The organism is Deinococcus metallilatus, from assembly GCF_004758605.1.
Taxonomy (GTDB): domain Bacteria; phylum Deinococcota; class Deinococci; order Deinococcales; family Deinococcaceae; genus Deinococcus; species Deinococcus metallilatus.
The window spans coordinates 932,501-942,500 of sequence record NZ_CP038512.1; the positions used below are offsets into that span (position 1 = coordinate 932,501).

Below are 10,000 nucleotides of genomic sequence, written 5' to 3' on the forward strand. Positions count from 1 at the left end.
ACCGAGTTCGGCCACCTCTGGCTCAAGGGCGACAAGCACGCCGAAACCTGGGCCTCCGACCGCGCCCGCGAGCACGACGACCTGAACTGGAAGCAGTGGGCCAAACGCGCCAGCACCTACCTTCAGTACCTCGAAGGCCTCTTCAGCCCCGACCTCTTCATCATCGGCGGAGGCATCAGCAAGAAGGCCGACAAGTGGCAGCCGCATATCCAGACCACGCGCACCAAGCTGGTTCCGGCCACCCTCCAGAACGAGGCGGGGATCGTCGGCGCGGCGATGATGGCGGACCAGCGCGCGCAGGGCCAGGGGAGCTGAGGCCCGGGCCGCCGCGCGGCAGAATACGGCCCATGACTGCCGACGCCCTGTTGCCTGGCCCCCACCTCCCCGAACTCCTCACCTGTGACGTGCTGTTTACGGGAATTGGAGGGGGGCACTCGCCGGGTGGGGTGGTGGTGGCGAACGGCATGATCGCTGGGACGGGTGATCCGGCCACGCTGCGTGCCAGCTACCCGCACGCGCGGGAGCGCCGGGCCGGGGCCGTCATTGCTCCCCCACCCGTCAATGCCCACACGCATCTGGATATGAGCGCCTACGAGTTCCGGGCCCTGCCGTACTTCCGCTGGATTCCCGAGGTGGTGATGGCGCAGCGGGAGAAACGGGGCGTGGCGGGCGCGGTGGCCGGTGCGGACGAACTCGTGCGCCTGGGCGTGGGGGCCGTGGGGGACATCGTGTGGCAGGCCGCAGCGCTGGCCCCGCTGCTGGAACGGACGGACCTCCCCGGCGTGCTGTACTTCGAGGTCCTGAGTCCCTTTCCTGAGCGTGCGGACGACGTGTTTCGTGAGGCCAGGACCACGCTTGAGGCGGCCCGGCGGCTGGAACGCCCCGGCGGCCCCCGCGTGGGCCTCTCACCCCACACGCCCTTCACCGTCAGTCACCGCCTGATGCGGCTGCTGACCGACTACGCGGCGGGCGAGGGGCTGCCCGTCCAGATTCACGTCGCGGAACATCCCGCCGAACCCGAACTGTTCCGCACGGGGGGCGGCCCCATCTGGGACAGCATGACGCGCTTTCCCTACCCCGCCACGTTCGCGGAAGTCATCGGGCGTGCGCCAGAGCCGGAGTTGACGCCGGTGCGCTATCTGGACGAACTCGGGGCGCTGGCGGGGCGGCCCACGCTGGTTCATATGGTCAACGTCACGCCGGAGGACATCGGCCGGGTGGCCCGCGCCGGGTGTCCGGTGGTGACCTGCCCGCGCTCCAACGCGCATCTGGAGTGCGGCACCTTCCCCTGGGCGGCGTTCGCGGCAGCGGGGGTGGAGGTGGCCCTGGGCACCGATTCGGTCGCCAGCGGCGAAAGCCTCGATGTGCGCGAGGAGGTGGCCTTTGCCCGCACCCTCTATCCCGAGCTGGACCCCCGGTTGCTGGTCCGCGCCGCCGTGAAAGGTGGGCACCGCGTCACCGGGACCCCCACGCCGCTGCTGCGCCGGGGCGAAGCCTGGCACGCCCACTACGTCTGGTGACGTGCTATCATCTCAGGGTTGCCCGTCACGCACAGCGACGTGACGGAGGAGGCAGAACATGAAGAAAGACATCCACCCCAAAGCCGTGCCCACCAAGATCATCTACCAGGGCAAGGTCGTCATGGAAACCCTCAGCACCCGCCCCGAGATCCACGTGGACGTGTGGAGCGGCGCGCACCCCTTCTGGACCGGCGAAGAGCGCTTCGTGGACACCGAGGGCCGCGTGGACAAGTTCAACAAGCGCTTCGGCGACAGCTACCGCAAGAACAAGAAGTAATCGCCGCCCCCTCGGGGCCGAGCAAAGCGAACCGCCCAGCGGTCAGAGCCGCCTCTGGCCGCGCTTTCGGGGCGGGGAGAAGCGAACAGACCCCCGGGCCGCCCTGGGGGTCTGGCCCTTGAGGGGCGCGCCAAGCCTTCACGCCCCGCCGCGCTGGTGGGGCGGTTTTCTTTTTCAGAGAGCGGCGTGCGGGCGGGAAAGCGCCGGGCAGCTTTTGCTCCCCGCTCTCTGCCATAATCCCCCCCGTGCTGAAGTCTCCCTATCACGGCGGCCACCTGGAAGTGATCGTCGGGCCGATGTTCAGCGGCAAGAGCGAGGAACTGATTCGCCGCGTGACCCGCGCCGTGATCGCCCGGCAGCGGGTGGCGGTGTTCAAGCCCGCCATCGACGACCGCTACCACGCCGCCCATGTCGCCAGCCACGCGGGCCGCACCATCGAGGCGGTCGCCGTGCGGGATGCGGCGGTCATCCGCGCGCACCTGGCGGGCGAGGGGCCGCTGCTCTCCTCGCCCGAGGTCGAGTTGCCTGAAGTGGTGGGCATCGACGAGGCGCAGTTCTTCGGGCCGGACCTGGGGCCGCTGGTGCTGGACCTGGCGGAGGCGGGCGTGCGGGTGATCCTGGCGGGCCTGGACCTGGACTTCCGCGCCGAGCCGTTCGGCTGCATCCCCGACCTGCTGGCCCGTGCGGAGAGCGTGGAGAAATTGACGGCGATCTGTACGGTCTGCGGCGCCCCCGCCACCCGCTCGCAACGCCTGATCGGCGGTCAGCCCGCCCGTTTCGACGACCCGGTGGTACTCGTCGGCGCGCAGGAGGCCTACGAGGCCCGCTGCCGCGTCCACCATGAGGTGCGGCGCTGAGGAGGTCGCGCCCTCATCATCAACACAGGCCCATCATGGCCGTTTCAGAAGAGGCGCGGATGGTGCAGCCCCGCCCGCTGGCCCTGTTCAGGTAGGGTGCCGCCCGGCCTCATTCTCCCCATCTGCTTGCCTCTTGCTTCCCCAGTGCTGGAGCGGGCGGGTCCCAGGAAAAATGGGTCGGAGGGGGACCTATCAGTTGATGAAGCCACCTTTACCCTAATCACTGAGCCCTACAAAGCGAGATTGAGCAAAAATTTATGCAGACTTTTGGCTCCTCAAACGGTCTGTACAGCTAAGATAGGGGCATCCATGAGTTCCCGGAGGGCATTGAACACTCCCCCCTGTCCACCCCAGTCTCCTGCAACCGGCTTCTGGCTGGCACCGCAGCGGCGCATGTTCTTTCTGTTCGCCTGTCTGGGAACCGTCGCCGCGCTAGGGGCGCTTTGGATGCAGGCCCCGACCTTTGACCCTGTGGACCGGGTGGCGCTGCCGGGCCTGGCCCTGATGCTGCTGGGGCTGCAACTGGCGCTGCTGCGCCGCTGGTTGACGGTCCACACGGCGGTGGGGATCGCGTATGCCTTCTCCACCCTGTATTTCCTGGTGGCGCTGGTGCACCAGTTCGCGGCGTTCGCGCCCAGGACCCACATGCTGGCCGAGAGCACCTACTGGTTTCCGGTGCTGTACGCGGCGGCGTTTCTGCTGTACTCGCCCCGGCGCGCGGCCTGGCTGGCGGGCGGCACCTACCTGCTGGCGCTCCTGCTGTGCCTCTACCACCTGATTGCTGGACCTGGCGCGGGAAATGCCCAGTTGGCCGGGGCGACCATGCAGTTCCTGCTGGTGGGCGCGGTGATGATCGTGCTGGAGGCGACCTTCTGCGTGCAGCGCGTCCACCTGCTCGCCGCGCGTGACGCCGCCTACCGCGACGCCCTGACGGGACTCGCCAACCGCCGCGCCGCCGAGGAACACCTGGCCGCCCTGGCGCGGGCGGGGCGGCGCTTCACGCTGGTGCTGTTCGACCTCGACCACTTCAAGGCGGTCAACGATCTGCACGGGCACGCGACCGGGGACCTGGTGTTGCGCGGGGTGGCGCAGGCGGCCCAGAGCGTGCTGCCGTCCGGGGGGGTCGCGGCCCGCTGGGGCGGCGAGGAATTCCTGCTGCTCCTGCCCGCTCAGCCTGCCTGGCAGGTCAAGGCCATGCTGGACACGCTGCGCGCTCACCTGCGGGACCAGCGTCACGGCGCCGTGACCGGCGTGACCGCCTGCTTCGGGGTCGCCACCGCCCATCAGGGAGAACACCCCGACGACGTGCTGGCCCGCGCCGATGCGGCCATGTATACCGTGAAACGCCAGGGCCGCAACGACATCCTCCTGGCCGACGTGCGCCGAACCCACCACACGGCCCTGTTCGACCCCCCCGTCCTGAAGTGACGCCGCAGTCCCGGCCTGACTGTGAACCTGTGGCTGGGAACCCGGCGGCGCTCAAGCCGTGTCGCGCACGATCAGGTGGGGTTCGAACCGGCGGGCGCGGGCGGGTCCCCGGTAGCCGCCCAGGCGGGAGAGGAGGAGCTGCGCGGCCTCGTGGCCCATCTGTTCGACCGGCTGATGCAGGGTGGTCAGGCCGCGGGCCGCCGCCCAGGGCTGGTCGTCGAAGCCGATCACGCGCACGTCCTCGCCGGGCGTCAGGCCGCGTCCGCGCGCCTCGTCCAGCAGGGCGCCCGCGAGCAGGTCGGCGGAGGCGAAGACCGTGCAGGGAAGCTGCGCCTCGTCCAGCAGGGCCGTCGCCACATTGCGGGCGGCCAGCGCGTCGAAGCTGGCGGTGAACTCGGCGCGCAGCGTCCGGCCGGACCCCTGAAGGGCCGCCCGGAAGCCCGCCCGGCGTTCCTCGAACACGCGGGTGGTGAAGAGCTGGTCCAGTTCCGTCTCCACCCAGATCGCGTACAGCTCGCCGGGCAGCGTGGCCGCGTACTCGCCCGCCAGCCGCCCCCCCGTCACGTTGTCCATAAAGGCGCAGTCCACGCCCTCGGCATAGGCGTCCACCAGCACGGTCGGCTGCTGGTTGCGCAGGCGGCGCTCGTTGAACAGTTGCGTGAGGTTGTAGGTGACCATCACCAGCCCGTCGGCCTGATACGCCAGGGTGTGCGACCCCAGGTAGCGTTCCAGCCGCGAGCGGTCCAGCAGCGGGAAGATCGCCACGTCGTACCGCGCTTCCTGAAACGCACTTTCCAGGCCGTCGAGCAGGCGCACGTAGAACTCGGTGGTCACGACCGGCAGCAGCACGCTGATGGTGTAGCTCTTGCCGCCCGCGATGCGCCGGGCGTGGGGATTGGGGGTGTAGTCGAGCTCCGCGATGGCCTGGAGCACCAGTTCGCGGGTCGCGCCCTTCACGGCGGCGTGGTTGTTCAGCACGCGGGAGACGGTGCCGACCCCCACCCCGGCCCGCCGGGCAACATCCTGGATCGTGGGTTTACGCATAGCTCTGCCGCCACCATACTCCGCAGCATGGAACCTGTTCCACCGGCCCGGTCCGCCCTGGGTTCGGGGAAGCGGCCCGTGACGATCAAGGCGACTTCAAGGGCCGAGGAGGGAAACCGGGGGGTGGCTGGACCAGACTGACCTATGGCGACGCACGCCGGGATGGGCATTGACTGGAGCAAGGTGTTCGTGCCGGAGACACCGCTGCTGGAAATCTTCGTGCGCGGAACGTTGACGTACCTCGCGCTGTTCTTGATGCTGCGCTTCGTGCTCAAGCGCGAGTCCAGCGGCCTGGGGATCACGGACCTGCTGGTGGTGGTGATGATCGCGGACGCCGCGCAAAACGCGATGGCGGGCAACTACACCTCGGTGCCCGACGGCCTCCTGCTGGTGGGGACCATCATCTTCTGGAGCTGGTTTCTGAACTGGCTGGGCTACCATTTCCCGCTGTTCGAGCGGCTGGTGCATCCCGCACCGCTGACGCTGGTGAAGGACGGGAAGATGCTCCGGCGCAACATGCGCCAGGAACTGATCACCGAGAGCGAGTTGCTGAGCCAGCTCCGGGAGCAGGGGGTGCGCGACCTCGCGGAAGTCCGGCTGGCCTGCATGGAGGGCGACGGCAGCATCAGCGTCGTGACCAACGACCCCCCCGAGCCGGGCCAGGGCAGAAAGAAGGAGCAGGCCACGTAAGGCCCGGACTTTCAGAGGGGTTGCCGGGGGACAATTCGGCCCCGCCCGCGCGTCTAGACTCCGGGGAGACCGGGCCAGACCGCGCTCAAGGAGGCTCCCCATGTCCACACCCACCCCGCTGCTTGCCGCCCTGGCGCTCGCCGCCGTGCTGCTGCCTGCCGCCGCTCTGAATGCCAGCCAGCATCCTTCCACCGCTGCCCCTCAGACCTCGAACGTTCCCCTGCCCCTGACCGTGCGGGACGCCACCGTTGTGGCCGTGCCCCCCGGCGCTGCTGAGACGAGCGCCTTCCTGACCCTGCAAAACACGGGCAAGGTGCCGGTGGTTCTGACGGGTGTCCGCACGGACCTGGCCCGCCACGCCATGCTGATGACCACCCGCCGGAACGCGCAGGGCATGACCGGCATGAGCATGGTGCAGGCCCTGACGGTCCCCGCCGGGGGAACCCTGAAGCTGAGCGCGAGCGGTGACCACCTGATGCTGATGGACCTGACCCGCACGCCGAAGGTGGGGGAGATGGTGCGCCTGACCCTGACCGCCCGGGATGGCCGGACCCTGACCGTGAACGCGGTCGTCCGCAAGCCCTGAAAGGTAGCCTGTGACCGACCTGCCCGCCCCTGCTCCCGCCCCCGCCACACGGCCCTGGTATGTGTCGGCCCTGTTTGCCCTGATCGCGGTGCTGCTGCTGCTGGGCGGGGCCTGGGTGTTCGCGCGGGTCAGGAGTCCCTTTCCCTTCTACGGCACCGCCTACACGCCTCCGGTAACGGCCAAATCCTTCAGCGGCACCGACCAGAACGGGCAACCCTGGACCTTTCAGCCGGGCGGGACGGGCCGCACCACCGCGCTGTTTTTCGGCTTCACGCACTGCCCGAACATCTGCCCCCTGAGCCTCGCGTACCTGGACAAGGCGCGGCAGGCCCTGCCCCCCGAGGAGCGCGCCCGCTTCGACATCGTGCTGGTCAGCGTGGACCCGGACCGCGACACGCCCGCCCGCCTGAAGGACTACGTGGACTTCTTCGGGAAGGCGACCGGGGTGCATGTGCCCGAACCCGCGCTCTCCGAGGTGGCCCGCCAGTATGGTGTGGCCTACCAGAAGGCCGACGTGAAGGGAGAGGCCGACTACCAGATCAACCACACCACCGCCACCTACCTGGTCGACGCCTCCGGGCATCTGCGGGTGCTGTGGGACTACACCCAGCTTCCGCAGGTGGACCGGGTCGTGCGTGACCTCCGGTACGTTCTGGAGAACCCCGCCCCATGACTGTCCCTGCCCCCAACCTGAACCCCGGCATGGCTGACCTGCTGGTCCTGCACTTCGATCCGCTGGTGTGGCTGCCGGTGCTGGCCGTGACCGCCTTTTACCTCTGGCGCTTCGCTCAGGCGCGGCGGACTCCAGCGGGGCAGGCCCGCTGGCCCGTCTGGAAGGTCGTGCTGTTCCTGCTGGGCATGGTGCTGCTGATCCTGGCGACGCAGTCCGCCGCGACCGCCTGGACGCTGAACAGCATGGCGCTGTACATGGGCCGCCTGATGGTCCTGGCGGAGGTCGTGCCGCCGTTGCTGGTCCTGGGGCTGCCGCGCGGCGTCCAGATCGACCCGCGCCGTCCGCTGGGGCGCGTCCTGGGTGTGCTGCTGGACCCCTGGGTCGCGCTGGCGATCTGGGCCGCCGTCATCATCTTCTGGAACGTGCCCGCCGGATTCAATGCCTCGGTGGTCACGAACACCGCCGCCGCGCTGCTGCCCGCGCTGTACCTCCTGAGCAGTCTGCTGGTCTGGAGCGTCGTGCTGCGGCCCCTGCCCAGCGTGCAGCCCGCCCACATCGGCTCGCGCGGGTGGTTCGGGCTGCTGGCGGCCCTCCCGATGATGGCGGTCGCCGCCGTGTGGCTGTATTCGCAGCGGGTGCTGTATACACCGTATGTCTCGGCGCTGTGCCTCTGGAACCTGACGCCGCTGCAAAACCAGCAGATCAGCGGATGGATCATGATGCTGGCGGGGCTGCCCGCGATGGCGCTGGCGTTCGTGCAGCTCATGGCGTGGTTGATTCAGTTGGCGGACGGGGGGACACAGCCTCCGGCGGCGAAAGGGTAGAGGTTGGGTGGCAGGTTGGCCCCGCTTTCCAGAGATGGAAGGCGGGGGTTGGGTTGAGGGGCGGGGCAGCTTGCTTCGGTTGGCCCCCACCCCCCCAGCCCCCCTACCCCCGCCGGGGGCAGGGGGGAGCGGCGCTGCGCTGGGCAAGAGAGGTTCCCTGAAGCGGTGGGTCTGGGTTGGGCGGTGACGTGTCCGGCCTCGACGCTCTGCCCGCTAACTTGGAAGGCCTCGGGCCTGCGGCCCGAACGGCTCGGCTGCCTGGAATGTGGAGCGGGAAGGTGGGGAGAGGCCGTCCGCTCCAGAGTTTGAAAAGATGGGGGCTTCAGCACAGAACGGACGCAACTTGGCCGCCGTCAGCGTCCGGAGTGATATGGGCTGAGTGATGCATGTCAGTCTCTCATAAAGAAGAAACAACGTGTAGAGCGATAAAAAACTCCTCCCCCTTGACTGGCACAGCTCCGCAGGAGAGGGGGGAGGCCGGGTGGGGGTGAACTGGCCGGACGTAGAGAAGCCCATGGATGACCGAATGCCTAACCCAGCTTTTATGGGAGACTTGCAAAGCAGAGGCCATGTGGGGGTGGGGCCGCCAGGCTGCCCTCACTCTGTCCCCGCCCTCTACAACCCCCGTCCCACATCCTCTTCCAGCGCGTCCAGCGTCGCCTCCGGGTGTGCTTCGGGGACTTCTGGAAGCAGGCGGCTCTCGATGGCGCGGGCGTGGGCTTCCAGGCCCTCGGCGCGGGCGAGGAGGGCGGCGGGGGGACCGATGCGGCGCAGGGCGTCCTCGTTCACGCCGACCACGCTGATGATGTTCTGGAAGTCGCGGACGTTGACCGGACTCATGAAGCGCGCGGTGCCACCGGTCGGCATCACGTGGCTGGGTCCCGCCACGTAGTCGCCCAGCGCCTCCATGCTCGCCTCGCCCACGAAGACGCCGCCTGCCCGCCGCACCTGCCCCAGCAGGCTCCAGGGGTCGCGGGTCAGCAGGCAGAGGTGCTCGGGGGCATAGAGGTTGGCGAGGTCGAGGGCTTCGGTGAGGTCGGCGGCCAGCACGACCTTCATGCGGCTGGCGACGCTGTCGCGCGCCCAACTGCGGTTGGGTTCGGGCAGGGCTTCGAGTTGCCCGTTCAGCTTGTTCTGCACCTCCACCAGGAGGTCGCGGCTGGTGGACACCAGCACCGGTTCGGCCCCCAGGTGTTCGGCCTGGGCGAGCAGGTCGGCGGCCACAAAGCGCGGGTCGGCGCTGTCGTCGGCCACCACCAGCGTCTCGGTCGGCCCGGGCAGGCTCTCGATGCCCGCCACGCCGTACACCATCCGCTTGGCGATCACCACGAAGAGGTTGCCCGGCCCCGCGATCTTGTCCACGGCGGGAATGCTGGCCGTGCCGTGGGCGAGGGCACCGATGGCCTGCGCGCCCCCCACCCGGAAGACCCGGTCCACCCCGACCTCGCGCGCCGCGACGAGAATGGCGGGGTTCACGCTGCCGTCCCGCGCGGGCGGCGTGGTCACGATGATCTCCGGAACGCCCGCCACCTGTGCCGGGACCGCCGTGTGAATCAGCGTGCTGATCAGGGGCGCGAGGCCGCCGGGCACGTACACCCCCACCCTTCCGAGCGGGCGCACCAGTTGCCCCAGCGCCCCGTCCGGCCCGTGGTCCAGAAAGCCGTGCGCGGGCTGCTGCTCGTAAAAGGCCCGGACGCGCGTGACGGCGAGGCGGATGGCGCCGTGCAGCACCGGGTCAATTTCGGCCGCCTCGATTTCTTCCCTCGTGACTTCCAGCGCGTCGGGGCGGGTGCCGTCCAGTTTCTCCGTCCAGTCGCGCAGCGCGTCGTCTCCCCGTGCCTTCACGTCCGCGAGGATGCGGGCGACCACCTCCTCCGGCGTGAGGGGTTCGCCAAAGGTCGCCTCGATGCGGGCGAGGACACTGGCGGGGACGGGAATCTCGCCAAAGGAGCGGGTCAGGGCCGCGCGGGCGGCGTCACCTTGGAGGACTTGCATGGGAATCTCCGGGAAGCTGTCGGCGTTCAGCGATCAGCTTTCAGTTGAAAAGGGGGGCGAACGCGGCGGCGACCTGCTGACGGCTGAAAGCTCATGGTGCCCGCCG

At 69.2% G+C, this 10,000-nt stretch carries 12 protein-coding genes (2 of these 12 cut by a window edge); 9 read left to right on the forward strand and 3 right to left on the reverse strand.

From position 1 onward, the window contains the following. The 5 genes from ppgK to E5F05_RS10465 form a co-directional block, all read left to right on the forward strand. Positions 1 to 315 carry the 3' end of a polyphosphate--glucose phosphotransferase gene (ppgK, locus tag E5F05_RS10445; RefSeq protein WP_129118572.1) on the forward strand. It extends 447 nt beyond the left edge of the window, so 315 of the gene's 762 nt are visible here — the last part of the coding sequence; its start codon lies off the left edge, out of view; it ends in the stop codon at positions 313 to 315. Positions 316 to 347: 32 nt separating this feature from the next. Then, positions 348 to 1,520: an amidohydrolase family protein gene (locus E5F05_RS10450; protein ID WP_129118573.1), complete on the forward strand. Its 1,173-nt coding sequence runs from the start codon at positions 348 to 350 to the stop codon at positions 1,518 to 1,520. 58 nt (positions 1,521 to 1,578) lie between these two features. After that, on the forward strand, positions 1,579 to 1,797 hold the full coding sequence (gene rpmE, locus E5F05_RS10455; protein WP_129118574.1) for a 50S ribosomal protein L31: 219 nt from the start codon (positions 1,579 to 1,581) through the stop codon (positions 1,795 to 1,797). A gap of 245 nt (positions 1,798 to 2,042) precedes the next feature. Continuing rightward, on the forward strand, positions 2,043 to 2,654 hold the full coding sequence (locus E5F05_RS10460; RefSeq protein ID WP_129118575.1) for a thymidine kinase: 612 nt from the start codon (positions 2,043 to 2,045) through the stop codon (positions 2,652 to 2,654). A gap of 447 nt (positions 2,655 to 3,101) precedes the next feature. Continuing rightward, the gene (locus tag E5F05_RS10465) at positions 3,102 to 4,082 is read left to right on the forward strand and encodes a GGDEF domain-containing protein (protein ID WP_241687125.1); all 981 of its coding nucleotides are present in this window, start codon (positions 3,102 to 3,104) and stop codon (positions 4,080 to 4,082) included. A gap of 51 nt (positions 4,083 to 4,133) precedes the next feature. Here E5F05_RS10465 and E5F05_RS10470 read toward each other — a convergent pair whose 3' ends face one another. After that, the gene (locus tag E5F05_RS10470; RefSeq protein WP_129118577.1) at positions 4,134 to 5,126 is read right to left on the reverse strand and encodes a substrate-binding domain-containing protein; all 993 of its coding nucleotides are present in this window, start codon (positions 5,124 to 5,126) and stop codon (positions 4,134 to 4,136) included. Positions 5,127 to 5,270: 144 nt separating this feature from the next. Between E5F05_RS10470 and E5F05_RS10475 the strand changes: the two genes are divergently transcribed. The 4 genes from E5F05_RS10475 (at position 5,271) to E5F05_RS10490 (ending at position 7,899) form a co-directional block, all read left to right on the forward strand. Then, positions 5,271 to 5,816 carry a DUF421 domain-containing protein gene (locus tag E5F05_RS10475; protein WP_206733008.1) on the forward strand — a complete coding sequence of 182 codons (546 nt, stop codon included), beginning with the start codon at positions 5,271 to 5,273 and terminating at the stop codon, positions 5,814 to 5,816. 100 nt (positions 5,817 to 5,916) lie between these two features. Beyond that, on the forward strand, positions 5,917 to 6,402 hold the full coding sequence (locus E5F05_RS10480; RefSeq protein ID WP_129118578.1) for a copper chaperone PCu(A)C: 486 nt from the start codon (positions 5,917 to 5,919) through the stop codon (positions 6,400 to 6,402). A 10-nt stretch (positions 6,403 to 6,412) separates the two neighbouring features. After that, complete coding sequence (locus tag E5F05_RS10485) at positions 6,413 to 7,075, forward strand: SCO family protein (protein WP_129118579.1); 663 nt, start codon at positions 6,413 to 6,415, stop codon at positions 7,073 to 7,075. Next, a complete protein-coding gene (locus tag E5F05_RS10490; protein WP_164973436.1) occupies positions 7,072 to 7,899 on the forward strand; it encodes a cytochrome c oxidase assembly protein in 828 nt (275 codons plus the stop codon). Before E5F05_RS10485 ends, E5F05_RS10490 begins: the two co-directional genes overlap by 4 nt. Before the next feature lie 615 nt (positions 7,900 to 8,514). Here E5F05_RS10490 and hisD read toward each other — a convergent pair. Together hisD and E5F05_RS10500 are read right to left on the reverse strand one after the other, a co-directional pair. Continuing rightward, complete coding sequence (gene hisD / locus E5F05_RS10495) at positions 8,515 to 9,894, reverse strand: histidinol dehydrogenase (RefSeq protein ID WP_129118580.1); 1,380 nt, start codon at positions 9,892 to 9,894, stop codon at positions 8,515 to 8,517. A gap of 91 nt (positions 9,895 to 9,985) precedes the next feature. After that, positions 9,986 to 10,000, reverse strand: the end of a protein-coding gene (locus tag E5F05_RS10500) for a hypothetical protein (protein ID WP_129118581.1). The gene runs 639 nt beyond the window's last position; 15 of the gene's 654 nt are visible here — the last part of the coding sequence; the start codon falls outside the window, past its right edge — the gene reads right to left on this strand; it ends in the stop codon at positions 9,986 to 9,988.